A 23,088-nucleotide genomic window follows, 5' to 3' on the forward strand; every position below is an offset into this window, starting at 1 on the left:
CACACCCGCACCCCGGTCGTGCTGCTCTCCGCCACGCTCACCGGGTCCATCGCCACCTGTCTCGCCGACGCCTATCGCCGCGGCGCAGGCCACACCACCCCCATCACGCTCGACCCCACCTACCCCGGCTGGACATTCGTGGACGCCACGACCGGCCAGGTCACCACCAGCGAAACCCTCCCCACCACCCGCGCCCGCGCCCTCACCATCACCATGCAAAGCGTCCAGCACGCAGCCTCCCCGGCGAACCCCGACAGCCGCCTCGCCACCATCACCCGCACCCTCCAGCCCATGACCAGCGAAGGCACCGGGTGCGCGCTCGTCGTCTGCAACACCGTCGCTGACGCCCAGGCCACCGCCCGGCATCTGCGCCAAGCCTGGACGGGTGCCCACCGGCCGCTTGTGCAGCTCCTCCACGCCCGCATGCCGGCACGCCAACGCGACGCCCTCACCCGCCGCCTCGAACACTGGGCAGGCAAACCCGCCCCGCCCACGCTAGCGGCAGCGGCCACTACTTGCGCGCTCGCGGCCAGCGACCGCCGCGGCCTGTGATCGTGGTTGCCACCCAAGTCGTTGAACAGTCTCTTGACGTGGACTTCGACCACGTCGTCAGCGACCTCGCCCCCATCGCCCTCCTCCTCCAGCGCGCGGGCCGCTGCCACCGTCACGACCGCCCAGGGCGCCCCCACTGGGCACCCGACCCGGCCATGACCGTCCTGATCCCCAGCGGCCAACTCGGGCGCCTCTGCACGTAGGGAGTCCGTCTGGCCGGGGTGAGGTCGGCGTGGGGCCGAATGAGTTCCACAATGTGCGGCAAAGGGTGAATTGCGTATCGAGCTGCGTACGGTGGGTCCTGGGCGGCGATCATGTCGCACCGGCCACCGTGAGGGGATCGATGTGGAGGGCAGCGACCGCGATGGCGAGCCTCGTCGTGCCAGGCCGCAGCGACAGCCTGACGAGGCGGCCGACAGTAGCCCGCCACCGCGAGGGAGTTCCGCACATCGACGGGCCGCCGGCGCCTCCCCACTCACCGAAACGGCTGCCAAGCCCCGTCCCGGTCGTCGCCGGCGCCTCGCCGCATTGCTGAACACTCCGCCGCCGGGCCCCACGCGGCCGGGCTTCTGGCGCAGTCCGCTGCGGGGACCGTGGCTGACGTCGGTGTTCGGGCTGATCCTCCTGGTCGGCATCACCGTGCTGTTCGTGACCGGACTGCTGTCCTACGCCGCGTACAACCCGAACCTGGCACCGGGCAACGACAAGACGCCGGGGAAGGGCTGGCTCGGCTTCTACCTGTTCTCCTGGCCGACCAGCCCGTCCTGGCTGTACCGCCTCACCCAGGGAATCCACGTGACGCTGGGCGTGGTGCTGATCCCGATCCTGCTGGCGAAGCTCTGGTCGGTCGTCCCCAAGCTGTTCACCTGGCCGCCGGTGCGTTCACTGAGCCATGCTCTGGAGCGGCTCTCGTTGCTGCTCCTCGTGGGCGGGGTGCTGTTCGAATTCGTCACCGGTGTGCTCAACATCCAGCTCCACTACATCTTCCCCGGGTCCTTCTACACCCTGCACTTCTACGGCGCCTGGGTCTTCATCGGCGCCTTCGTCGTTCATATCGCCTTCCGGATTCCCACTATGGCAAGGGCGCTGCGCAGCCGTAGCTTCCGCGGCATCGTGCGTACCCCCGCCGCACGCACGACGCCCGAAGCGACGGATGACACCGGCCTGGTGACGCCCCACCCCGCGCCGCCCACGATGTCGCGGCGGGGCGCACTCGGCCTGGTGGGCGCCGGCTCGCTGGCACTGCTCGTCGTGACGGCCGGGCAGAGCATCGGCGGGGCCCTGCGCAAGACCGCGCTGCTGGCACCGCACGGGCAGGAGCCAGGAAAGGGCCCCAATGGCTTTCAGATCAACAAGACCGCGGCGGAGGTGGGTATCCGTGCCCGCGACATCGGGCCTGACTGGCGCCTGGTCGTACGCGGCCCCGGCCGGGAGCGGATCTTCACCCGCGCGCAGGTGCTGGCGCTCCCGCAGCACACGGCAGCCCTGCCGATCGCCTGCGTGGAGGGCTGGTCCACCGACGACCAGCACTGGAGCGGGGTACGGCTGTCCGACCTGGCGGCCCTGGTCGTACAGCGGCAGAGCCTTCCCGGTGTCTTCGTCGAGTCCGCCCAGCGCGGTGGAGCCTTCAGCTCCACCCACCTGCGCGACAACCAGGTGCGTGACCCCAGGTCACTGCTCGCCCTGCGGGTCAATGGCGCGGACCTCTCCCCGGACCACGGCTATCCGGCGCGGATCATCGTCCCGGCCAACCCCGGTGTGCACAACACCAAATGGGTCACTCGCCTCACCTTCGGAGCAGCACAGTGAAGGGCTTCCGCACCCGCTACGGCGCACCCCCGCTGCACCTCTTGCTCGTGCTGTGTTCCTTCGCGCTGGCCGTCTATGCGGGACTCCGGTTGCTGAACGGAGACACGCTCGGCGTCGTCCTCTGGTTCGTGGGCGCCGCGCTCCTGCACGACTTGGTCTTTCTCCCCCTCTACACCGTCACCGACCGAGTGGTGCAATGCGTCTTCCGGCGCAGAAGGGACGCGACGGACCGCTCGCATTCGCTGACAGGCCGGATCAACTACATCCGCGTGCCCGTCTTCGTGGCCCTCCTGCTGCTCCTCGTCTGGTATCCGCTCATCCTGAACCGGGTCCCGGGCTTCACCTCGTACACCGGCCTACCGGCCGATGTGTTCTGGGGCCGCTGGCTGCTGATCACGGCTGCCCTCTTCGCAGCCTCCGCAGTGTGTTTGCTGGTCGCCATGTGGCGTGCGCGTTCGCCCCGGCCGAGAGCGCACGAAGCCCCTCCGAAGGCGCCCGGCCGACACCAGGCGTAACCAAGGCCGCCAGTTCCGAGAAAGGGCCGGTAGGGAAATCCCGATGCCCCGCGCACCTGAACGAACCACACCGGCGGTCCTGGCCAGGCAATCTGCCCCGGGCTTCCGGGCCGTCGGCCTGACCGAACCGGATCCCAGCCTGCTGTGGGACGTCCCGATGCCCACGGATACCACCGGCGTCACCCAGCGCGATCGGCTCCGCAACGCGAAGGCACCTGCCCGGTGAGCACCGAAGAGCATGCACCAGAGCAGCGGCTGGGCTCCGGCCCCCTGCACGAGGACCCGTATGCGCACGCATTGCAGGACGGCCGCGGCCCCCTCTACATGCGCCGTATGGACGGTGGAGTTCTGTCGTCAGAGGTGGACCGCTGGTGTGCCGCTCCGGACCCCGCCGACATGAGCGTCCTGCGGCGGTGCAAGGGGGCGGTCCTCGATATCGGCTGTGGACCGGGGCGCTTGGTCAGCGCCCTCCGGGCGCTCGGCCACCTCGTGCTCGGCATCGACATCAACCGTGCCGCCGTCGCGCGGACCGCCGACGCCGGAGGCGCGGCGCTGTGCCGATCCGTCTTCGAACGACTTCCGGGTGAGGGGCTCTGGAATACGGCGCTGCTCATGGACGGCAACATCGGGATCGGCGGCGACCCGCCGGCCTTGCTGGAGCGGATCGGGAGCCTGGTGTCTCCTCGGGGAAGCCTGTTGCTGGTGGAGGCGGCCTCTCAGGACGTCGACGAACGGTTGCGTGTGCGGTTCGATGACGGCCGTGGCCGCCTTGGAATGCCCTTCCCCTGGGCCCGTGTCGGCGTTGCCGCGTTGCGTCGCACGGCAGCGGTCACCGGGTGGCGGCCGGGCGAACACTGGTCGGTCGGCGACCGCCACTTCCTCGAACTGAAGCGGTCCGCCGGCTCTCCCCCGGTACACACGCGACATCACGGCTGAGGGAAGTTGCAGCAGCGGACACTGCGTTGCCGGATGGCGGCTCCCGGTCCGGACCCAGGCCGTGCAGCCGTCACCAGCCGGTCAGTAAAAGATGGTTGACGAGGAGGGCGAGGACGGCCTGGGCGGCCAGCCACCCGGCATGAGCCCGGCGTGGCAGCAGCGCGCAGGCGGGGAGCAGCCAGACCGCGAAGGTCAACCAGATCCGTTCGGTCTCTGCCTTGCTCATTCCGGACAGATCCGCGAGCAGCATCATGCACAACGCCGCGGCGACCAGCACCGACAGTGCACCCCGCCCGGCCGGTGACCTACGCCGCATCCCCCGCACGGCCGGCCGCAGAGGTCCGGCGGCTCGGCACAGCCCCGCAACCGTAGCCAGGCCCACTGTCAGCACCTGAGCGGCCAGGTTGGCCCAGACGAAGTAGCCGTACGGGCGTACCTTGGCGGCACCCTGGTAGTAGCGCTCGACGAGGGCCGTGTAGCCGTCAAGCCACCAGAACCCCGCGGCGGTGAAGGCCGCCACCCACGGCAGCACTCCCAGGATCACCAACGGAATGGGGCGGGCCGACCGGGCGAGCAGGAGCACGGCGGCACCGAGCACGACGAGGACCGTCAGGCCGTAGGAGAGGTACCAGGCAAGCCCCAGTAGCAGACCGGCACCCACAGCCGCGAGGCCGGGCAGGCGCGTGGTGCGGGTGGCCGCCAGCGCGAGCAGCGCCACCGCACAGGAAGAGACACCGGCGAAATAGCCGTCAGCACTGACTCCGATCCACACCGCCGCCGGGGCCAGCACCAGGAACGGGGCCGCTCGCCGGGCCAGTTGCTCACCACACAGCGCCCGCACGGTCACCACGACCGCGGCCGCGAACGACGACCCGACGGTGATGCACCAGGCTGCCGCCCAGGCACCACCGCTCAACCCGATACGGTCCAGGCCGACGAACGTCAGCAGTGCGCCGGGCGGGTGGCCGGCCACATGCGCCGGCCAGATGTGGGGGGAGCCGACCAGGATGTGGTTCGTGAAGTCCCGCAGGATAGCGGGCACATCGTGCACGCCGTTCACCGACTGCAGGTATTCCAGACTGCTGGTCAGTCGCTCGGCGATGCCACGCCCCCAACCGTCCACGAGCGCCAGCGACCACGTCCATGCCATTGCCGCGCCCCAGACAGCCGGCACCAGCGCCCGCCACGACAGGCGCCGCGCAGTCGGCGGGCCGTAGACCACCACCAGCGCGGCGACGGCGAGAGCCGCCGGCGTACCCGGGCCGACATGCGGCAGCCACCACGCATACAGCGGAGGCCACCCCAGCCGCAGAATCCCCTCCGAACCGTAAACGGTCCTGTTGAGGAGTCGTCCGATGAGCACCGCCAGCGCGAACAGCACGACCGCGGCCACCACCGCCCACACATCGCGTCGGCGCTCCCGCTTCTGCGCACTCATCGTCACCGCGTGAGCGGGGAAGGCTGACCGTTCGCTGACCTTACGGTTCGACACAGCGGATCACATCGTTCGCGGTATTGGCGGCTCGGTCCGGCCAGCGGTGTTCTGCTCATCGTGATGGCCCGGCGGCCGAGCCGACGGCAGCGGCACGATCGGTCGCCGACGACCACCCCGACAGCCGAACAGGCCGCTGCGGCGAGAGCCGGTGGGCTTCAGCGGATCGCGGCCCGCGCGGGCTTCGGCTTGCTGACGGTGGCGGCCGCACCGCCCGGCGAGGCCCAGCCTGCGGCGGGAGGCTTACGAATTCCTGATGTTCCGGTGCCGTTCGGCCGCCGGGCGGGCCCGTGGCCGTACGGTCGGTGGCATGTTGGTCCTGGTAACTGGAGGTGCGGGCTTCATCGGTTCGCACGTCGTCACCGCCCTCACCGGCGCCGGGCACGGTGTGCGCGTGCTCGACGCGCTGTTGCCTGCCGCGCACCGCACGTCCCCGCCGATCCCCGAGGGGGTGGACTGGAGACATGCGGACGTCCGCGACCCGGAGGCCGTCGCCGAGGCCCTGCGGGGGGTCGACGCAGTCTGCCATCAGGCAGCGATGGTCGGGCTCGGCAAGGACTTCGCCGACGCCCCCGCCTACGTGGGCTGCAACGACCTGGGCACCGCGGTGCTGCTGGCCGGCATGGCCGGGACCAGGGTGCGGCGTCTCGTGCTGGCGAGTTCGATGGTGGTCTACGGAGAAGGGCGCTACGAGTGCCCGGAGCACGGTGTCGTACGGCCGGGGCCGCGCACGGTGGCCGACTTGGAGGCAGGACGTTTCGAACCGCCCTGCCCGAGGTGTGGTGAGCCGCTCGCGCCCGGCCTGGTAGCCGAGGACGCCCCGCTTGATCCGCGCAACGTCTATGCCGCCACCAAGGTCGCGCAGGAGCACCTTGCCTTCGCGTGGGCGCGCGCCGTCGGCGGGCGGGTGGCCGCATTGCGCTACCACAACGTGTACGGGCCCGGGATGCCGCATGACACCCCGTACGCCGGTGTAGCCGCGCTGTTGCGGTCCGCGCTGGAGCGCGGCGAGGCACCGCGGGTGTTCGAGGACGGCGGCCAACGGCGGGACTTCGTCCATGTCAGGGACGTGTCCCGGGCCAACCTCGCGGCCCTGGAGGGTCTGCCCGGTCTGCCGGAGGGGACCACGCAGGCGTACAACGTCGGCAGCGGCGAGCCGCACACGGTGGGGGAGATGGCCGCACTCCTGGCAGCGGTGCACGGCGGGCGGACGCCGGTTGTCACGGGGGAGTACCGGCTCGGCGACGTCCGCCACATCACCGCCTCCTCGCGCAGGCTGCGTGACGAACTGGGCTGGAAGCCGGAGGTCGCGTTTGTGGAGGGAATGGCGGAGTTCGCGACGGCCTCGCTGCGAGCCGGCTGACGTTCCCTCCGGCCCGGAACGCCGGCCCCGACGAACACGAAGGGCCGGCCCCTTCCAGTACGGATTCACCGCCACCGGGTCTCGCACCGGTATTCGGCATTCGGCGGAAGCATCAGAGGATGTCAGCAATCCGCAAGTTCCTTTCTGCCTTCTATGTCTCTTTTGCCCCTGTAGGGTGAGTGGCATGACCGAGGCATCCCCTTCTCCGGCTTCTCCTGTGGACGTGGTGCTGCCCTGTCTCGACGAGGCCGAGGCCCTGCCGTGGGTGCTGGGCCGAATCCCCTCAGGCTGGCGCGCGATCGTCGTCGACAACGGCTCCGTCGACAGCTCGGCGGACATCGCCCGCGCCCTCGGGGCGCATGTCGTCCACGAGCCGCGGCGCGGCTTCGGCGCCGCCTGCCACACGGGCCTGACCGCCGCCACCGCCGACGTCGTCTGCTTCTGCGACTGCGACGCCTCCCTCGATCCTGCACTTCTGCCCGCTGTCGGCGGGCCCGTTCTCGACGGTTCCACCGACCTCGTTCTGGGCCGCCGCAGGCCCGTTACACGCCGCGCCTGGCCACTGCACGCCCGCCTGGCCAACCTGGAGCTGGCCCGTCTGATCCGCCGGCGTACCGGACTGCGGCTGCACGACCTGGGTCCGATGCGCGCCGCCCGCCGCCAGTCCCTGCTCGCGCTGGACCTGACCGACCGACGCTCCGGCTACCCGCTCCAGATGGTGGTCCGCGCCGCCGACGCAGGCTGGCGGGTGGCGGAGACGGATGTGCCGTATCACCCGCGCACGGGCCGCTCGAAGGTCACCGGTACCTGGCGGGGCACCTGGCAGGCGGTACGGGATATGCGCGCCGTTCTCGCCGAGCGGCCCGTCACCGACCCGGAGACCGCGGCGACCACCCCAGGAACCGGGCGATGAGCGCCCGGCTTACGGACACGCTGCTGGTCATCGCCAAAGAACCGGTGCCGGGGCGGGTCAAGACGCGGCTCACCCCGCCCTACACGCCCCAGGAGGCGGCTGCTCTGGCCGAGGCAGCCCTTGCCGACACCCTGCACACGGTGCTCAGGGCCCCCGTCCGGCGCCGAGTCCTTGTTCTCGACGGTGTTCCCGGCCCCTGGCTGCCGTCCGGATTCGACATCGTGTCCCAGGGCGCCGGCGGCCTGGACGAGCGGATCGCGGCCGCCTTCGGCCACTGTGACCGTGGACCGGCCCTCCTGGTCGGGATGGATACCCCCCAACTGACCACGGACCTCCTTACGTGGGTCGGCCGAGACGGCACCGATGCTTGGCTCGGGCCGGCCGCGGACGGCGGATTCTGGGCGCTGGGTTTCGCCGACCCGGCGCGCGCCGCAGCCCTTGTGCGCGGCGTGCCGATGTCCACCGACCGCACCGGGGCGATCCAGCGGCGTCGGCTTGCCGAAGCGGGGCTGAGCGTGAGCGACCTGCCCGTGCTGCGTGATGTGGACACTGCCGCCGACGCCGCCGAGGTCGCCGCCTGCTGCCCTCCCGGCTCGCGCTTCACCACCACCCTGAACTCGCTGGCGAAGGCCGGGCGGTGAGCGGCACGGCAAGCGGTAACGACCCAGGCCCTCGCCGAGTGGACAACGCAGACTGCGGCCCGAAGGTATCCGCAGACCGTGGTGGTATGGCCTGCCCAGCTCAACACTGGGACACATCCGGCCGATCGGCTTGCTTAGTGAGCGTTTGGTTCTTCAATGTCTGTTTCATTGGGTCTAGCTGTGACTCCGTCACCCAGTCGAAGCCGAAGCCCGGCGGCTCCGGAGCGGCTGCGGGATCCAGCATGTGGCGGAGGAAGGAGGCGAGGTCTTCGAGCACGGAGAAGACGCCGGCGATTCCGCAGATGCCATCGAGGAGACGTGCGGAGAAGTCGTGGGCGGTGCCCTTGAGATGGAGCCCGGTGGCCTCGTTCATCTCAGTCGGCGCGCAGCGCCCCATGGACGGGGAGGGAAGGGGGCCGAAGGACGTTTCGGACATCCCGAGGGGGCGCCAGATCCGTGTGCGGGCAAGCTCGTCGAGTCGCTGTCCGGAGAGGTGTTCGGCCAAGTAGCCCAGGACCAGGGCGGCACGGTCCCGTTCATGCCCCGCGGGCGGCGTACGGGGGCAGCGAGTGACTGGGCGACTTCTGGCCGGAGGCCAAAGGTCACCCCTCGGCCAGGTCACCACCCGCCACCGCAGTACCGTGAGTCGCTCAGGAATCCTGGAGGGCACGGAACGAGTCGAACCAGACGGTGGTCCGTCCGACCCTTCCGTTTTCCTCCCTGACAGTGCGGTTCGCGTACAAGGGGTTGAGGATCCACGGCTTCTTGTCAGCGTCCCAGCCCGTCTGCATGGATTCGATCTGCACCACCCCGTAGGTGGCCACCGCGAGCTTGCCGGTCTCCCGGAACATCTGCACCTGCTGCGTCAGATAGTCCTTGTGGGATGCGAACCACGGACTCATCGCGAGGAAGTCATCCCACCTCTTCTGGGGGAAGGGCTTTTCGAACGCGTTGCCGATCACCTGCCACACGCGGGTGTTCGGGGGCACCTTGTACTCCTCGGCGTAGGCCGCCGGGATCTTGTCGCCCATGTGGGCTTCCCAGTGCTGCACCAGGGAGAACTCCGTGGCGAGGAACTTCTTGCTCTTGTCCAGGCGGGACACGACGTACTGGACGTACCTGCCAGCCGCCTCCAGGGAGTCAACGTGCGGATGGATGTCGAGGCCCTCGAGCTCCGGCTTCCTGTTAACGAAGGCGACCCACCGCTCGGTGGCCGGCGTGCGCCCATCCTTCTTGTCGAGGCGATTGAGAGCCCCCATGTACAGACGGGTCCTACAGCCCTGCGGGAAGTTCTTCCTGCGGTAGGCGATGACGTGTTCGGCGACGTGCTCGTAGAACACATTGAGGCGCGCATCGCGCTCGTCCTTCATGGTCTCGAGGAAAGGCTCGTTGCCGATGGTGAGGATGTCCATCTTGCCCATGACAGCGTCCAGCACCCGGTCCACGCGCTTCAGCTGCGCTCCCATCTCCTTGCTGCCCACCTTGGGAAGCGACTGCCCGAGAGTCAGGAAGGGGAACTTCAGCGAGAGGATCGCCTTGAAGCCGTTCCCGCTCGCGTCGAGCAGCCTGGCGATGGACCGCTGCTCGGCCGGGGTGTGCGTGTCGAAGTAGTCCGTCATCGGGACGAAGCCACGCACCCACTTCGCCGAAAGGGCCCTCACCTGGGCGAAATTCATGTCGGAGGGATCCTCGTTGAAGTTCACCCCGAGCGCGCCGTTCGGCGCCTCGCCGGTGGGTGCGCCACCGCCCTTCGCATTCGGCTGCACACTCCCCTCGCCACCCGACTGCTTACTCCCCTTGGGATCGCACGCCGCAGTGAGGAGCGCCGCCCCAGACACTCCCAGCAGCCGACGACGCGAGGTCGGCCTCGCGAGGGAAGGCGTATCGCACGTGTCAAGCTGCGCGGACGACTCGTACCGCATTGCTGTTCTCCGATTCTGGTGACGTCGTTGCCGGCCGTCTTCCCCCACCGGCGTCGTCCATGACGCGTCGGCCGGGCGGAGGCCGCTGAACTGCACTTGCCGACAGGCAGCTTCATCCTGCGTGCGACGCCCCGGCGGCGGTCCGTGCATGATCAACGTAGTTCATCGGAACCAGAGCACGGGCTCGGCTCCCCCTGCCGGAACAGCACGCGGCCCCGCTGGGGACACCGCCGTAACGGAGCCCGAGCAATGTCATCGATGGACTCCCGGATGCACCGGAATCCGGACAACGCCTCACCCCTCGCGCTACGCGAGGGCCTTCCATCAGGCGCCGGCACGCACCCTCATCGGATTCTGCACCCCGGAAGTACATCCCGCCCTTCCCGAACGCGCCGATCAGATCCGCAACCGGATCCGGCGCGGCAGCCGGGGCGGGCACCCGCCGGCCTTCGACAAACAGCTCTACAAGCAGCGCAACGTGGTCGAACGCTGCTTCAACCGCTTGAAGCAATGGCGCGGCATCACCATGGGCTACGACAAGACCGCCGAGTCCTACCAAGCCGCCGTCACCCTCGCGTCGCTCCTGATGTGGGCGTGACATTTGAAGACAACTCCTATAGGGGGCGGTACGGGCCCAGGCCGGGAGCGTGGCTGAACTACGACCCCGGCCAACGGAAATGGGCGATTCGGCAGTCAGGCCACCGGGTCGCTGTGTCAGGGTGAAAAGCTGACCTGACGCTGTCTCACCCGCTATAGGGAGTTGACTGCCCCAGATGATTTCCGGTGATGCGACACCTCTTCCCGGCTGGCGGGGCGGCGACGGAAACGCCGCCTACCTGGACAAGACCCTCCGGCACGAACCGGTCGAGCTGGGCCTCAACGAACGGGTCAGCGGCAAGACGATCCTGGGCATGATCGGGCGGGCCGTCATCGCCGCCGCTGTGGCAGCGGCTGTCCCCAGCTTCATCAGCGCGGTGCTCCTGAGCCAATCCACGCCGGCGGTAGACGCGAGTGACGGTTGGGACGGCACGCGGCACAAGGCCCGCAAGGCGGTCAGCGCGACGTTTCTGGACGCGGGCGCGTCGACCTGGGCCCTCGTGGCTTTCGGAGCCGCGCTCGCCGCCTTCGTCCTCATCCTCTTCCTCAGCCGGCTCCCCGAACCGGTCGCCGAATGGCGGGTGTTGCTGGCCGACCGCCCCGACCGGGCGTCGGTGGTCTACGAGCGGATCAAGAATTCGCTGACTTCACGCCAATACCCCATCACTCCCGAGGCGTTCGGCCACCGCATCGCCCTCCACCACAAGCCCTATGTGGCATACGTATCCGTCTTCAACTACGGCACCAGCCTCTATCTCGGCTGGACGATGTGGCGGGCGCGCCGGGGAGCGGCGCTGTTGCGCAAGTACGTGGCCGAGCTCGCCCGCAGCTTCAAGGGCGACGGCGGAATCGAGCGTCAGATGCTGCGCAGCGAGGGCGCCACCGTCATGCGGGAGGCTGTCCACCTCGCCTGCCGCGAGGGGCTGATGGTCGCGGTGGAGGTGGGGGCGACGGGCCACGGCACGGACGCCGGCGGCGGCTCCCGCCCCGCTCCGCCCCCGCCGGCCGTCCCGCCCCCGCTGGCCGCTCCGCCCGGTGCCGCCCCGGGGCCGGCGCTGCCCGGTCAGCCCCGGCCGCCGGCCGGGCGGGGCAGGGAAGGCGCCGCCGACGGATGAGTGTCCTTGTCTCCGAGGGGCCCGCCGGAGCGTGGGCCTGGGCCGGGATCAGGCTCGAACCGGAAGCGGCGATGGACCGCAATGGCGCCCATGTCGGCCTGCCGGAAGCCGAGCGGCGCGCCGAGGCGGCCGCGCTGGAGCAGGTCTGGCTGGCCCGCCAGTGGCAGCCGGACGGCCGCGCCTTCGAGCTGCGCCACACCACCGCACCCGGTGGTGGCGGGGTGCGCTGCGTCCTGCTGTGCCGGATGCACGGGCCGGACGGCCCCGCCGCGTCCGCCGCCGTGCTCGCCCTGCGGGACGCGATGGCGGACACGCCCCGCCACATCAGGGCCGCGCCGGTCGACGATGCCGGTGAACTCCGCGCGGCACTCGTTCCCTTCGAAGAGTTCCGGCGGGAGCCGCCCGGTCCGCCCGCCCTCGCCGAGGTACGCAAGCGCCTCGACTGGGCCCGGCTGGGCCGCGCCGACACCGACTTCCCGCTGGGGGTCGCGTTCACCCCGCTCCGCTCGGAGACGGTGAGCTGGGAGCCGGTCTGGGACGCGCTGGCCCGCGCGGGCGCCCCCGCAGTGATCGGCGTCTGCCTGGAGCCGTACACGCCGCCGCCCGAACTGGTCGGCTACCTCCGCTATCTCGTCCAGGAGTACGGCAGGCTCGCGCTCCCCGGCCGCCCCAACCCGGTGTTCACGCAGTACATCCCGCCCGAACCGTTCGCGGTGCGCGCCGCCGCCCGCTACGCGGAGATACTGAGCGGCTGCTCCGACCGGCACGGCTATCGCCTCCGGATCTCGGTGGCGGGGGAGCCCGCAGCGGCGGGCGGGGGACGCGCCGTGGCCGGAGACCTGGCGGAGCAGGTCGCCGCCTCCCTCACGCCGCCCGGTGCGGCCGACGGCGGTGCGGTGGTCCGGCCGGTCCCGTCGCACGAGGTGCCGGACGCCTGGACCAACTTCACCGGCCTGCACCGCACATGGCTGGACGCCACCTATCGGCAGGACGTACCGGAGCCGCTGGGCGACCGGGAGAAGATCCTGGCCGACCTCGTCGACCTGCCCCAGGCCGCCGCCGCCTTCCGCTTCCCATACGAAATCCCGGGCCGCCCCCCGCTGTTCACCACCACCGCCCGCACCGCCGCACCCCCGGCCAGGGCGCCCGCCCCCGAGGGCGGGGACCCGCACGCCCCCGACTTCCGCCCGGATCCCGCCGGCTTCCGCCGGGGTCCCCCCGAGACGAGGCCCTGACCCCTGCAGTGCCGTCCCCGGTCCCGGCAAACCCCGTTCCTGCAACCGCTGGAGGCCCCATGAACGCCACCCCCACCTCCACCCCCGTACCCGCACTCACCTTCGAGTTCTCAGGTCCGGCCGACGGCAGCGACGAGCTGGCCCGCTCGCTCGCCGAGTGGCTGAACGACGACGAGGAGCTCAGCGGCTCGGCCCGTCTGCGGATGGTCCCGCCCGGCCCCGGCGAGCAGGGCGGCCTCGCGGACGCCGCCGAGGTACTGGGCGCGGTCGGGCCGGTGCTGGAGGCGCTGGCGAGCGGTGTCGGAGTGTGGCTCGTCCAGCGCGCCAGGTCCCGGCGGATCACCATGAAAGTGAGCCGCCCCGACGGCGCCGGGCTGGAGCTGTCGGCAGGCAGCCCCGAGGACGCCGCAGCCGTGGAGGCGCAGCTGCGCCGCTTCCTGGAGGCGGACTCCGGCGACCAGAGCTGACGCCCCCGCCAACCGTGCCGTACACACCGTCCGAGCCCTGGCCGCTCCTCGTCCCCGCCCCGTCGCGGTCGGTCGCCATAATGGTCGGCACCGCCACGCACGTCGTGCCGGGCACCCTGCCGGCGCTCCCGCAGGCCGCGGCGAGCGTCAGCGCGCTCGCCGCGGCGCTCACCGGCCCGCTCGGCGCCTTCGACCCCGCAGCCGTACACCGTCGCATCGATCCACCGACGCCCGCGGACGTGCTCCGGCTGCTGCCCGCGCCCGGTGGCGACCCCCTCGACGTGCTCCTCTTCTACTTCGCGGGGCACGGGGTGTTGGGCGAGGACAACCGTCTGTGCCTGGCCCTGCCCGGATCGGTGGACGACGCATCACGCGCGGAGCGCACCTCGCTCCCGGCCGCCGCCGTCTTCCAGGCGATGCGGCAGGTACGGGCCGCGCACAAGGTCGCGGTCCTCGACTGCTGCTTCGCCGGGCGGGCCCTGGACGCGGCGGCCGCGGCTGACATCCATCTGTTGACCGCAGCGGGCCGGACGAAGAAGGCCCTCACTCCCGAGGGCCATCGGCACACCGGCTTCACCGACGCCCTGCTGCGGCTGCTGTCGGACGGCATCCCGGACGGCCCCGAGCGGCTCGATCTCGGCACGCTGCACCGCTACCTCGCCGTCACGCTGCCGGGCGCCCGCCTTCCCGAGCCGCTGCAACGGGCCTTCGGCGCCACCGGTGACCTCGCCCTGTTCCGCAACCCCGCGCACGGCACCGCGCACACCCGCTCCGGGCTGCTGGCCCGCGCCCGGTTCGCCGCACAGATACGGGAGTTGGGGCGCCGGGGCCGGCCGGATCGTTCCGTCCAGGCGGCCCGTCTCTTCGAGGTGCTCGCCCGGGACGCCGCGGCCGTGCTCGGGGCCGTCGACGAGGACACCCTCCGCTACCGCCACGTCCACGCGTCCACGACCGGTGAGGCGGGCGACCCGCACACCGCCCACTCCCTGCTGGAGCGGCTCCTGGCCGACTGGCCGACGGGCGGCGCGGCCGACATGGCCGGCGCGGACGGCGCGGACGGTGGGCGCCGCGAAGCGGCCCTGGCAAGCCGGGAGTTCTGGCGAACACGCCGCGAGCGCAGCGGGGAGGCCGACGGCGAGCGCCCTCGTCCGGGCGCGCGGTGAGGGGGCACGGTGATGCCGGGGCTTTAAAGACACCTCCCAGCACCCGCGGAAGGGCACCACGTGGTGTGGCTGACTGCCGCGACGGTTCAGGGCGTGGCGACGGCTTCGGATATGCCTCGCGCTTGGCGTGCTCGGCGAGCGCCCGGTAGATGCTGGCCGCCGAGGGTTCTCTCCCTTGCGCTTGCCGACGGGGATGATCAGGGGTCGGGCTATGGAAGCGATGGCCCTTGGCGCGATCTGCAGCTGAGCCACGAGTCGATCAAGTGACCGAAATGGGCGCCGCGTCACTGCCGAGTCCTGTCCAGGCCGGAAGCACGACTCGGTGGACCAGCGGCTGTCGTCTGCCCCCGCCCCGGGAAAGTCGAAGTGGAACAAGACCGAGGATCGGATGTTCGGCCACATCATCGCGAACCGGCGAGGCTGGCCGCTGACCAGCTACCAGGTCGTCATCGAGGCCATCGCCGCAACAACCACCCGCACCGGGCTGTGGATCGGCGCCGAGCTGGACACAGCCGGCGACGACCTGGGCACCGCGGTCCCACCCGCTGAGTTCCACGCCCTGTCTCACAACCCATGCCTTCCACAGTGACTGGAACTACACCCTGGCATCGCTTGTGCCCCGGCCTGCCGAGGCACTCAAGAGCAGACGATGGGTCGATCCCGCCCTGACCGCGAAGCTCAACGATCCGGCCCTGACCGGCATGCAGCGGCCCGCCTTCGACCTATGCCCCAGGGAAAGCCGAGTTGGGAGTCCGGCATGCCGACTCAGTCGCCAGTACTGGGTTCAGGTGTCTGCGCACCCACTACGAATTTCACGCCTGCATTCCACTCAGACTCCTCGAACTGGACTACTCCATACCGCGCTTGAGGCGGGCGTCGGCGACTGTTTCTGGGGCAGAAGCTCCTTGAGGCAACGCCGTTGATTCAAGGGGTTGTTTGAAGCTTGGGACACGGCTGTACTCTTGTGCGACTACAGGCATCGGGTCCCGCCCCGGACGCTGCGGAGGTCTGGACCGCGGCGTGGCGCATGACCCCGGGGGGTTGGCCTGTTTCCCGGCGTAGCGCCGCGGCCTGATGGAGGAGAAGTACGGATACTGGGGCTTCTCGCCTGCCGGCATCCCCGAAGGGGGATACCGCGAATACGGCGTCGATGCGATCGGCATGCAGCAGGACGGCTACAACAGCCTCGCAGTGGTCACCCCCCCACGCCTCCTTCCTGGCCCTGCCCCAGGCACCCGACGAGGCCATCGCCAACCTGGAGGCGCTCGCCCGGGACTTCGACGCGTACGACGACCACTACGGCTTCCGCGACTCCGTCAACGTCACAACGGGCCGCGTCAGCGACTCCGTCCTTGCCCTGGACCAGGGAATGATCACCGCCGCCCTGGCCCAGCACCTGCACCCCGGACTCCTGCAACGCCCCTTCCGCTCACGGGTACAGCCCCTACTGGACAAGGAGCACTTCAGCATCTGAGTTGGGTCCGCGGCCGGAAGTGGCGGGTGCGCTTGTACGGACGCCTGCGTTCCGTGCTCAGCCAGCTGATGCCACTGACCGCGTGCCGGCTGGTTGGAGATCAGCAGCGTGGTGCCGGCCGGGCGGAAGCCGAGCGGGCTACCGCTACCGCCTCCCAGGCGTGGGCGAGGAAGACGTCGTACACCGTGGTCGTGGTCGTGGTTGCGGTCGCGGTCGCGGGTGACGGTGCGGTGGGAGGGGGTGGGCTCGTCTTCTCCGTGCGGGTGGAGGAGGCGGCACGTGCTTGCGGAAAACAGAAACCAGCGCACCAGGTGGCTCGTCTTGGGGGGCGAGATCACACGGATGGGAAGCCATGGTGGAGCGGGCGGACAGCGATCCGACGGCGAAGGTGACGGCAGCGGCACCCCGGCGGGCGTGGCGCCGGTCTGGCTGGTGGGCTCCGGGCGAAGACGCGAAACGGGACGCGAGGAGCCTGTCAGCCTGGACGCGCGGGCGGGCCCTTGCCGCGCTCGCGGTGCTGACGGCCGGGCTGCTGGCCTTCCACCGGGCCGTTCCCAACTCCTTGGGCCGACTGGGCAGTTTGCTCGAAGCGTTCCTGCCCTGGCTCGGCCTGGTGGTCGTGGTGCTGCTCGGCTTGGCGCTGCTGCGCCGTTCGGCCACCGCGCTGGTGGCGCTGCTCCTGCCGGTGGCGGCCTGGACGTACCTCTTCGGCGGGCTGCTCCTGCCCGGGGCGAAGCCCGGCGCGCACGACCTGGTCGTGGTGCAGCACAACGCCGGCGACGAGAACACCGACCCGGCGGGCACGGCCCGCGCCCTGGCTGACGCCGATCCCGATCTCATCGCCCTGGAGGAACTGGTGCCCCAGGCGCTGCCGGTCTACGAAAACACCCTCGCCCCGGACTACCCGTACCACACGGTCCAGGGCACCGTCGGCCTCTGGTCGAAGCATCCACTCACCGATAGCCGACTGTTGGACATCAAACCCCAGGCGATCACGGAGCCCTGGAGCCGAGGGCTGCGGACCGTAGCCCATACACAGCATGGCGAGATCGCGGTGTACGTCGCGCATCTGCCCTCGGTCCGCCTCCGGGCAAGCGGCCTCGCCTCCTCCTGGCGCGACGAGAGCGCCGCCCTGCTGGGCAAGGCCATCGCCGCCGAGAAGCTGAAAACGGTGATCTTGCTGGGCGACCTCAACGGTACGGTCGACGACCGTGGGCTGACCCCGCTGACCTCACGGATGAACGTGGCGGACCGGGGCTTCGCCTTCAGCTTCCCCGCCGCCTTCCCGCTGGCCCGCATCGACCAGGTCATGGCCCGCTCGGCGACCGTCGGCCACATCCGGACCCTGCCCGCCACCGGCAGCGACCATCTGCCGGTCGCCGCCCGGATCACACTGGAAGGGGGCGTCCGCATCCCCTAGGGGTTCTGTTCCCCCACCCCGTAGGGCCCGCCCACCCCCGCGGACGGGACCGCCGTCGCCGGCCGCTCCGCCCCGAGTCCGCGGGCCGGCCCCTGGCACCCCTGTGCGGCCGCGATGCCGAGTGCCACCAGCAGCGTCACCACCACGAACACGATGACGCGCTGGCGCAGCAGCCGACGGTCGGGACCCGGGCGGCGGCCGCCCGATGTCGTACGCACCGGGGTACGCGAACCGTTTCGCCCCGTGGGCCGCCCGGCCGGGACACGTCGACCGTTCCGCCCGCCGGTCCGCGGGTTCTTCCCCGCGGCCGACGCCGGACCGGCCGGCCGGGCGGCCGCGTCCCGTGGCACCGGGGGACGGGAGGGGTGCGGACGCGGCGAGGAGGTGCCCGCCGTCCGGCGCTCGGTGCGCTGCCGCGCATACTCCTCGGCCCGCTGCCCGGTCGGCCGCTCCGCGGACCGGCGCTCCAGGCGCTCCCAACCGGGCCCGGCCCCGGACCCGTTCTCCAGCGGCCCGCCCGACAGACCGTGCGCCTCACGGGCCGCGATCTCCTTGAGCCGCAGCGACAGCGACAGGGTGCTGGGGCGGTCCGCCGGGTCCTTGGCCAGACACGAGGCGAGCAGCGGCGCCAAGGCGTCCGGCACCCCGGCGAGCTGCGCCTCCTCATGGACCACGCGGTAGAGCATGACCTCCGAACTCCCCTGACCGAACGGGGAGTCCGCGGTGCAGGCGTACGCGAGGGTGGCGCCCAGCGCGAAGATGTCCGTCGCCGGTGTCACCGCGGCCCCGCGCACCTGCTCCGGCGCCAGGAAGCCCGGCGAGCCGACGGCCGTACCGACATGGGTCAGCGTGCTGGCACCGGTGGCCCAGGCGATTCCGAAGTCGATGATCCGCGGGCCCTTGGGCGACAGCAGAATGTTGGACGGTTTCAGATCGCGGTGCACCACGCCCGCGTCATGGACGGCCAGCAGCCCCTCGGACAGCGCGGCGCCGATGGAGGCGACCTGCGCCGGGGACAGCGGCCCCTCCTCGTTGACCTTGTCGTGCAGCGAGGGTCCGGGGACGTACTGCGTGGCGAACCAGGGGCGGTCGGCGTCGAGATCAGCGGCGACCAGCCGGGCCGTACAGCCTCCGCGGATCCGCCGGGCGGCGGAGACCTCACGGGCGAACCGCGAGCGGAATTCCTGGTCCTCCGCCAGGTCCGGCCGGATCACCTTGAGCGCCACCCGCTGCCCGCGCTTGTCCGAGCCGAGGTAGACCACGCCCATCCCGCCCGCGCCGAGCCGGCGGTGCAGCCGGAACGTCCCGACGACACGCGGGTCCTCGCGTCGGAGCCGCATCATCGCCATGTCCGTCCCCTACCTGCGGTGGGGAGCCCCCTCCGCTGCCAACCGTCTGACGTGGCACAGCTTACGGATTGACGGCTCGCTGTGCTGAGAGGCCGCGCATGCGTCGGCCGGTGGATTGACCGTGGCACGTGCGATTCCCTGAGCACGGGGGCGCCTGCTCCGGCCGTGCGGTCCGCCCTCCCGCGTGAGATCCCAATGATCCGCTGCAGAAGGGGGATTGACATGATGTAGCGGGATCAGGACGGGTTGGTCGCGGAAGCAGGGGATACGGCCGAGGCGCGGGAAGGGGCGGAGAGCGGGGCGCGATGTGGGGGCGGGCCGCCGTACGCGGGGGAGCGGACGGAGTGAGCGAGGTCACCCTCAGGAGTGCCCGGCACGGTGCGTTCGACGGTCCCCCTCCGGGATGTCCCCAGGTCCTGGACGTGTCTCTCCACCCAGAGGAGTACACGGAGCGCGGTTCCCTCATCCTCTTGCCGACCAATCGATACGACGGCATGACGCCTGCCGCCGCCCGCGTGCCTAGGGTTGTTTTCAAGCGGCGGGCGGTGCACTCGTCCCCCGAGGCCAGACGCCCGCCGCCCCAGAAGATGACGGGAGCGGGACGATGGTGCAGATCTCCGGGCGGACGGTCCTGCGGGCACAGGGGCGCCGAGTCGCCGCCGTGCTCGCCGGCCAGCAGTCCTCCGGTACCCGCCACCCCCTCGTCGCGGTGGCCATGGTGCTGCCGCTGGCGATCGTTCTCGCCGTCGTCTTCGGCGGCTGGGAAGCCGTGCTGACACAGGCGTCGTCCGTGGCCGGAATGCTGGGGCGCTGAGCAGCGCCCCACGCCCGGGAGAGCGGCCCGGGACGGGGGACCTCCGGCTGAAACCCCGTGGGGACGGGGGGTGCGGCGGACGGCACGACGGCCGGGCATCTGGGGAGATGCCCGGCCTTCGAGCGTTCCGGACCACCGCCCCGGCCCGATCCGCCCGCAGCGCGCGTACGATCCCGGACCGGGCCGCCCATGGCTCGCACCAGCACCCATTACCGAGGAGGGCCGGGCGCTCACCCGCCGTCGCCAGGGCCGCCGCCGCCCGCCCTCCTGGACGAGGCCGAGACCGCGGTCGTCGATGCCCGTGCCCGGATGACGTCCCCGCCGCAGCAGTTGGCGCCCGCCGCCCCGGACGTAGGCTGAACGCCCCGCTGCCGGGAGGCCGTTCCGGCGGCGCCACCGTGAGCAGCAGCGGATGAGGGGAGTTGAGCGACGATGCAATGCTCCAAGTGCCATGCACCGATGCAGACGTACCACCGCACCGGTGTCCAGATCGAGCGGTGCGCCGGCTGCCGGGGGATAGTCCTGGACTACGGGGAGCTGGAGGCGCTGGCCCGTCTCGAGTCACAGTGGTCCCAGCAGGCCCCGCCGCCGCCCGCCCCGCAGGGCTTATCCGCAGCCCCCGCCTGGGGCGCCCCGCACCAGGGCCACCACGGCCACCAGGGCCACCACGGCCACCATGGGCATCACGGCCATCACCGCAGCTTCGGCCGTATGCTCTTCTCCTCCTGAAGCACGACCGAGGGCCGGAGCGAAATGCTCCGGCCCTCGGGATCAGGCGTGGACGATACTGGGATTGAACCAGTGACCTCTTCCGTGTCAGGGAAGCGCTCTCCCGCTGAGCTAATCGTCCGCGGGACCACGGATCTCGAAGATCCGCAGCTGCGTGCGCGATACTGGGATTGAACCAGTGACCTCTTCCGTGTCAGGGAAGCGCTCTCCCGCTGAGCTAATCGCGCGGGACGGACACCCCGTTTCCGGGGATCCAGTGGACGATACTGGGATTGAACCAGTGACCTCTTCCGTGTCAGGGAAGCGCTCTCCCGCTGAGCTAATCGTCCTTGGAGGTGGAGACGGGATTTGAACCCGTGTAGACGGCTTTGCAGGCCGTTGCCTCGCCTCTCGGCCACTCCACCAGGAGTGAGGGGGTTCGGGAAGATCCCCCACATCGAGCGGACGACGAGACTCGAACTCGCGACATCCACCTTGGCAAGGTGGTGCTCTACCAACTGAGCTACGTCCGCAGGTGTCTCTCCCAGACTACGTCCGGGAGCTACGTGGCCTCCGGGGCGCTTCCGCGTCCCGGCGACGTGTTGAACTCTAGCGGATTCCGGGGCCAGTACAAAAACGCGTTTGTGCAGCGTGCTGCGGTGCTCGCTCGGCGCAGGCGGCGTGCGGGCCGCCGCCATAGACTCGCTGACGTGCACGACTTCGCTCCGATGGCACGCTTCGGCGGCCTGATAGCCACTGACCTGCGGGATGTGACCAGCGATCCCGCGGCCCTGGACTCCACGGGCTGGTGGGCGGTCGCCGCCGACTTCGAGGGCACCGTGGTCTGTGCCCGCTTCGGCGACGTCCGGCCGGCCACCGCGGCGGACCGGCCGGCCCCCGACGGCTGGCGCGGCCCCGCGCCCGACGACTGGACCAGCTCGCTGGACCGTGACGCCTATACCGGCGGTGTACGGCGCGTCCGTGAACACATAGCGGCCGGCGACGTCTATCAAGTGAATCTCTGCCGGGTGCTGACCGCGCCGCTGCCCGACCCCGGCCGCGCCGATGTCGACGCGCTGTCGGCGGTGCTGGCCCGCGGCAATCCGGCGCCCCACGCGGGCACGATCCGGCTGCCCGGCCACGGCGTCGAGATCGCCAGTGCCTCCCCGGAGCTGTATCTGCGGCGCGACGACCGCACCGTCGCCTCCGGCCCGATCAAGGGCACCGGCCGCACCGCGGCGGACCTCTCGGCCAAGGACCGGGCGGAGAACGTGATGATCGTGGACCTGGTCCGCAACGATCTCGGCCGGGTCTGCGCCACCGGAACCGTCACCGTCCCGGCACTGTGCGCCGTCGAAGAGCACCCCGGCCTGGTCCACCTCGTCTCCACGGTGCGCGGTGAGCTGGCCGAGGCGAACGAGAAGACCGCCTGGGCGGACCTTCTGGACGCCACCTTCCCGCCCGGGTCGGTCACCGGCGCCCCCAAGTCGAGTGCGCTGCGGATCATCGACGAGCTGGAGACCGCACCCCGCGGCCCGTACTGCGGAGGCATCGGCTGGGTCGACGCGGACCGCCGCACCGGCGAGCTCGCGGTGGGCATCCGGACGTTCTGGATCGACCGCACCCCGCCCGGTGGTCCGGTCCTGCGCTTCGGCGCCGGCGCGGGGATCATCTGGGACTCCGATCCCGAGCGGGAGTGGGCCGAGACCGAGTTGAAGGCGCGCAGGCTGCTGGCGGTAGCGTCGGGCCTGCATGAGGCGAGTGGAGGAAAGCGATGAAGATCTGGCTCGACGGGGGACTGCAGGACGCCGAGAGCGCCCGGGTCTCGGTGTTCGACCACGGGCTGACGGTCGGCGACGGGGTCTTCGAGACCATCAAGGCCGAGCACGGCCGCGCCTTCGCCCTCACCCGGCACCTGGAGCGCCTGACCACCTCCGCCCGCGGGCTCGGCCTGCCCGATCCCGATCTCGACGAGGTACGGCGCGGCTGTGAGGCCGTCATGGAGGTCAACCCGATGGCCCTGGGGCGGCTGCGCCTCACCTACACCGGCGGTGTCTCGCCGCTCGGCTCGGACCGCGGCGACGCCGGCCCCACGCTGGTCATCGCCCTCTCCGAGACCCGGCGCCGCCCCGACACCACCGCCGCCGTCACCGTTCCGTGGACCCGCAACGAACGCGGCGCGCTCGCCGGCCTGAAGACCACCTCCTACGGCGAGAACGTCGTCGCCCTGGCCCGCGCGCGTGAACGGGGCGCTTCCGAGGCGCTGTTCGCCAACACTGTCGGCGCGCTCTGCGAGGGCACCGGCTCCAATGTCTTCGTCGTCCTGGACGGCGAACTGCACACTCCGCCGCTGCACTCCGGCTGCCTGGCGGGCATCACCCGCGCCCTGACCGTCGCCTGGGCCGGCGCCAAGGAGACCGATCTGCCGCTGGACGCCCTGGAGCGGGCCGAGGAGATCTTCCTGACCTCCACCCTGCGCGACGTCCAGGCCGTGAACGTGATCGACGGCCGTCAACTCGCCGACGGCCCGGGCCCGGTGACCGCCGAAGCCATGCGGATCTTCGACGAGCAGTCCGCCGCCGACTTCGATCCGCGGTGATGAC

At 71.0% G+C, this 23,088-nt stretch carries 22 protein-coding genes, 5 tRNA genes and 4 pseudogenes; 22 read left to right on the forward strand and 9 right to left on the reverse strand.

All coding sequences use genetic code 11. The annotated features are described in order from the left end of the window. Nucleotides 1-18 precede the first annotated feature (18 nt). The 6 genes from SLV14N_RS32310 (at nt 19) to SLV14N_RS32335 (ending at nt 3,812) form a co-directional block, all read left to right on the forward strand. On the forward strand, nt 19-552 hold the full coding sequence (locus tag SLV14N_RS32310; protein ID WP_263272186.1) for a hypothetical protein: 534 nt from the start codon (nt 19-21) through the stop codon (nt 550-552). A 38-nt stretch (nt 553-590) separates the two neighbouring features. After that, nucleotides 591-755, forward strand: coding sequence for a hypothetical protein (locus SLV14N_RS32315; protein ID WP_208685854.1), 165 nt, complete (start codon nt 591-593; stop codon nt 753-755). A 325-nt stretch (nt 756-1,080) separates the two neighbouring features. Next, nucleotides 1,081-2,361, forward strand: a complete 1,281-nt coding sequence (locus SLV14N_RS32320; protein ID WP_263272188.1) for a molybdopterin-dependent oxidoreductase — start codon at nt 1,081-1,083, stop codon at nt 2,359-2,361. After that, on the forward strand, nt 2,358-2,876 hold the full coding sequence (locus SLV14N_RS32325; RefSeq protein ID WP_263272189.1) for a DUF4153 domain-containing protein: 519 nt from the start codon (nt 2,358-2,360) through the stop codon (nt 2,874-2,876). The genes SLV14N_RS32320 and SLV14N_RS32325 overlap by 4 nt, the downstream gene beginning before the upstream one ends. Nucleotides 2,877-2,919: 43 nt before the next feature. After that, nucleotides 2,920-3,102, forward strand: a complete 183-nt coding sequence (locus SLV14N_RS32330) for a hypothetical protein (RefSeq protein ID WP_263272190.1) — start codon at nt 2,920-2,922, stop codon at nt 3,100-3,102. After that, on the forward strand, nt 3,099-3,812 hold the full coding sequence (locus SLV14N_RS32335; RefSeq protein ID WP_263272192.1) for a methyltransferase domain-containing protein: 714 nt from the start codon (nt 3,099-3,101) through the stop codon (nt 3,810-3,812). Before SLV14N_RS32330 ends, SLV14N_RS32335 begins: the two co-directional genes overlap by 4 nt. Nucleotides 3,813-3,882: 70 nt before the next feature. On the opposite strand, the gene SLV14N_RS32340 is transcribed toward SLV14N_RS32335, so the two are convergent. After that, nucleotides 3,883-5,250: a hypothetical protein gene (locus SLV14N_RS32340; RefSeq protein WP_263272194.1), complete on the reverse strand. Its 1,368-nt coding sequence runs from the start codon at nt 5,248-5,250 to the stop codon at nt 3,883-3,885. 364 nt (nt 5,251-5,614) lie between these two features. On the opposite strand from SLV14N_RS32340, the gene SLV14N_RS32345 reads away from it, so the two are divergent. From SLV14N_RS32345 to SLV14N_RS32355, 3 genes are all read left to right on the forward strand, one after another. Beyond that, nucleotides 5,615-6,667: an NAD(P)-dependent oxidoreductase gene (locus tag SLV14N_RS32345; protein ID WP_263272195.1), complete on the forward strand. Its 1,053-nt coding sequence runs from the start codon at nt 5,615-5,617 to the stop codon at nt 6,665-6,667. Nucleotides 6,668-6,851: 184 nt separating this feature from the next. Then, on the forward strand, nt 6,852-7,580 hold the full coding sequence (locus tag SLV14N_RS32350) for a glycosyltransferase family 2 protein (protein ID WP_208685863.1): 729 nt from the start codon (nt 6,852-6,854) through the stop codon (nt 7,578-7,580). After that, a complete protein-coding gene (locus SLV14N_RS32355; RefSeq protein WP_263272196.1) occupies nt 7,577-8,221 on the forward strand; it encodes a DUF2064 domain-containing protein in 645 nt (214 codons plus the stop codon). Before SLV14N_RS32350 ends, SLV14N_RS32355 begins: the two co-directional genes overlap by 4 nt. 232 nt (nt 8,222-8,453) lie before the next feature. On the opposite strand, the pseudogene SLV14N_RS32360 reads toward SLV14N_RS32355, so the two are convergent. Both SLV14N_RS32360 and SLV14N_RS32365 read right to left on the reverse strand, forming a co-directional pair. Beyond that, a pseudogene (locus tag SLV14N_RS32360) lies at nt 8,454-8,753 on the reverse strand (serine hydrolase); the annotation flags it as partial. Between the two features lie 118 nt (nt 8,754-8,871). Then, a complete protein-coding gene (locus SLV14N_RS32365) occupies nt 8,872-9,987 on the reverse strand; it encodes a hypothetical protein (RefSeq protein ID WP_263272197.1) in 1,116 nt (371 codons plus the stop codon). A gap of 535 nt (nt 9,988-10,522) precedes the next feature. Between SLV14N_RS32365 and SLV14N_RS32370 the strand changes: the two are divergent. From SLV14N_RS32370 to SLV14N_RS32405, 8 genes and pseudogenes are all read left to right on the forward strand, one after another. Continuing rightward, nucleotides 10,523-10,741, forward strand: a pseudogene (locus SLV14N_RS32370) (transposase); the annotation flags it as partial. A gap of 175 nt (nt 10,742-10,916) precedes the next feature. Next, nucleotides 10,917-11,855, forward strand: a complete 939-nt coding sequence (locus tag SLV14N_RS32375; protein ID WP_208685872.1) for a hypothetical protein — start codon at nt 10,917-10,919, stop codon at nt 11,853-11,855. After that, entirely contained in the window at nt 11,852-13,090 is a 1,239-nt protein-coding gene (locus SLV14N_RS32380; protein WP_263272199.1) for a hypothetical protein, read from the forward strand. The genes SLV14N_RS32375 and SLV14N_RS32380 overlap by 4 nt, the downstream gene beginning before the upstream one ends. A gap of 59 nt (nt 13,091-13,149) precedes the next feature. Then, complete coding sequence (locus SLV14N_RS32385) at nt 13,150-13,557, forward strand: hypothetical protein (RefSeq protein WP_208685874.1); 408 nt, start codon at nt 13,150-13,152, stop codon at nt 13,555-13,557. Nucleotides 13,558-13,571: 14 nt separating this feature from the next. Beyond that, complete coding sequence (locus SLV14N_RS32390; RefSeq protein WP_263272201.1) at nt 13,572-14,720, forward strand: caspase family protein; 1,149 nt, start codon at nt 13,572-13,574, stop codon at nt 14,718-14,720. A gap of 346 nt (nt 14,721-15,066) precedes the next feature. Then, nucleotides 15,067-15,442, forward strand: a pseudogene (locus SLV14N_RS32395) (ISAzo13 family transposase); the annotation flags it as partial. 346 nt (nt 15,443-15,788) lie between these two features. Continuing rightward, nucleotides 15,789-16,194 (forward strand): annotated as a pseudogene (locus SLV14N_RS32400) (glucoamylase family protein); the annotation flags it as partial. 352 nt (nt 16,195-16,546) lie between these two features. Further along, nucleotides 16,547-17,614, forward strand: a complete 1,068-nt coding sequence (locus tag SLV14N_RS32405) for an endonuclease/exonuclease/phosphatase family protein (RefSeq protein WP_263272203.1) — start codon at nt 16,547-16,549, stop codon at nt 17,612-17,614. Here the strand turns inward: SLV14N_RS32405 and SLV14N_RS32410 are convergent. Then, nucleotides 17,611-18,963: a serine/threonine-protein kinase gene (locus SLV14N_RS32410; RefSeq protein ID WP_208685882.1), complete on the reverse strand. Its 1,353-nt coding sequence runs from the start codon at nt 18,961-18,963 to the stop codon at nt 17,611-17,613. The two genes, SLV14N_RS32405 and SLV14N_RS32410, sit on opposite strands and share 4 nt — an antisense overlap. A 604-nt stretch (nt 18,964-19,567) precedes the next feature. Between SLV14N_RS32410 and SLV14N_RS32415 the strand changes: the two genes are divergently transcribed. From SLV14N_RS32415 to SLV14N_RS32425, 3 genes are all read left to right on the forward strand, one after another. After that, complete coding sequence (locus SLV14N_RS32415; RefSeq protein ID WP_263272205.1) at nt 19,568-19,777, forward strand: hypothetical protein; 210 nt, start codon at nt 19,568-19,570, stop codon at nt 19,775-19,777. A gap of 189 nt (nt 19,778-19,966) precedes the next feature. Next, nucleotides 19,967-20,137 (forward strand): hypothetical protein, encoded by a 171-nt coding sequence (locus tag SLV14N_RS32420; protein ID WP_263272207.1) that lies wholly within the window; start codon nt 19,967-19,969, stop codon nt 20,135-20,137. 72 nt (nt 20,138-20,209) lie between these two features. Then, on the forward strand, nt 20,210-20,506 hold the full coding sequence (locus SLV14N_RS32425; protein WP_263272209.1) for a zf-TFIIB domain-containing protein: 297 nt from the start codon (nt 20,210-20,212) through the stop codon (nt 20,504-20,506). A gap of 49 nt (nt 20,507-20,555) precedes the next feature. Here the strand turns inward: SLV14N_RS32425 and SLV14N_RS32430 are convergent. The 5 genes from SLV14N_RS32430 to SLV14N_RS32450 all read right to left on the reverse strand — a co-directional run bounded on the left by SLV14N_RS32430 (nt 20,556) and on the right by SLV14N_RS32450 (nt 21,018). Then, a tRNA-Val gene (locus SLV14N_RS32430) sits at nt 20,556-20,627 on the reverse strand. A 34-nt stretch (nt 20,628-20,661) separates the two neighbouring features. Then, nucleotides 20,662-20,733: transfer RNA gene (locus SLV14N_RS32435), tRNA-Val, on the reverse strand. Nucleotides 20,734-20,763: 30 nt separating this feature from the next. Continuing rightward, nucleotides 20,764-20,835: transfer RNA gene (locus tag SLV14N_RS32440), tRNA-Val, on the reverse strand. 1 nt (nt 20,836) lies between these two features. Beyond that, nucleotides 20,837-20,910 (reverse strand) — tRNA-Cys (locus SLV14N_RS32445). A gap of 35 nt (nt 20,911-20,945) precedes the next feature. After that, a tRNA-Gly gene (locus tag SLV14N_RS32450) sits at nt 20,946-21,018 on the reverse strand. 177 nt (nt 21,019-21,195) lie between these two features. Between SLV14N_RS32450 and SLV14N_RS32455 the strand changes: the two genes are divergently transcribed. Both SLV14N_RS32455 and SLV14N_RS32460 read left to right on the forward strand, forming a co-directional pair. Next, on the forward strand, nt 21,196-22,263 hold the full coding sequence (locus SLV14N_RS32455; protein ID WP_208685890.1) for a chorismate-binding protein: 1,068 nt from the start codon (nt 21,196-21,198) through the stop codon (nt 22,261-22,263). Further along, nucleotides 22,260-23,084 carry an aminotransferase class IV gene (locus SLV14N_RS32460; RefSeq protein WP_208685892.1) on the forward strand — a complete coding sequence of 275 codons (825 nt, stop codon included), beginning with the start codon at nt 22,260-22,262 and terminating at the stop codon, nt 23,082-23,084. The genes SLV14N_RS32455 and SLV14N_RS32460 overlap by 4 nt, the downstream gene beginning before the upstream one ends. The last annotated feature ends 4 nt before the right edge of the window (nt 23,085-23,088 follow it).

The organism is Streptomyces sp. Je 1-4 4N24 (assembly GCF_026239515.1).
GTDB lineage: Bacteria > Actinomycetota > Actinomycetes > Streptomycetales > Streptomycetaceae > Streptomyces > Streptomyces nigrescens.

Coding starts and splice junctions, on each gene's coding strand:
- SLV14N_RS32345 (WP_263272195.1), top strand. CDS start 5,615: ATGTTGGTCCTGGTAACTGGAGGTGCGGGCTTCATCGGTTCGCACGTC.
- SLV14N_RS32380 (WP_263272199.1), top strand. CDS start 11,852: ATGAGTGTCCTTGTCTCCGAGGGGCCCGCCGGAGCGTGGGCCTGGGCC.
- SLV14N_RS32355 (WP_263272196.1), top strand. CDS start 7,577: ATGAGCGCCCGGCTTACGGACACGCTGCTGGTCATCGCCAAAGAACCG.
- SLV14N_RS32385 (WP_208685874.1), top strand. CDS start 13,150: ATGAACGCCACCCCCACCTCCACCCCCGTACCCGCACTCACCTTCGAG.
- SLV14N_RS32460 (WP_208685892.1), top strand. CDS start 22,260: ATGAAGATCTGGCTCGACGGGGGACTGCAGGACGCCGAGAGCGCCCGG.
- SLV14N_RS32425 (WP_263272209.1), top strand. CDS start 20,210: ATGCAATGCTCCAAGTGCCATGCACCGATGCAGACGTACCACCGCACC.
- SLV14N_RS32330 (WP_263272190.1), top strand. CDS start 2,920: ATGCCCCGCGCACCTGAACGAACCACACCGGCGGTCCTGGCCAGGCAA.
- SLV14N_RS32350 (WP_208685863.1), top strand. CDS start 6,852: ATGACCGAGGCATCCCCTTCTCCGGCTTCTCCTGTGGACGTGGTGCTG.
- SLV14N_RS32420 (WP_263272207.1), top strand. CDS start 19,967: ATGGCTCGCACCAGCACCCATTACCGAGGAGGGCCGGGCGCTCACCCG.
- SLV14N_RS32415 (WP_263272205.1), top strand. CDS start 19,568: ATGGTGCAGATCTCCGGGCGGACGGTCCTGCGGGCACAGGGGCGCCGA.
- SLV14N_RS32405 (WP_263272203.1), top strand. CDS start 16,547: ATGGTGGAGCGGGCGGACAGCGATCCGACGGCGAAGGTGACGGCAGCG.
- SLV14N_RS32375 (WP_208685872.1), top strand. CDS start 10,917: ATGATTTCCGGTGATGCGACACCTCTTCCCGGCTGGCGGGGCGGCGAC.
- SLV14N_RS32410 (WP_208685882.1), bottom strand. CDS start 18,963: ATGGCGATGATGCGGCTCCGACGCGAGGACCCGCGTGTCGTCGGGACG.
- SLV14N_RS32340 (WP_263272194.1), bottom strand. CDS start 5,250: ATGAGTGCGCAGAAGCGGGAGCGCCGACGCGATGTGTGGGCGGTGGTG.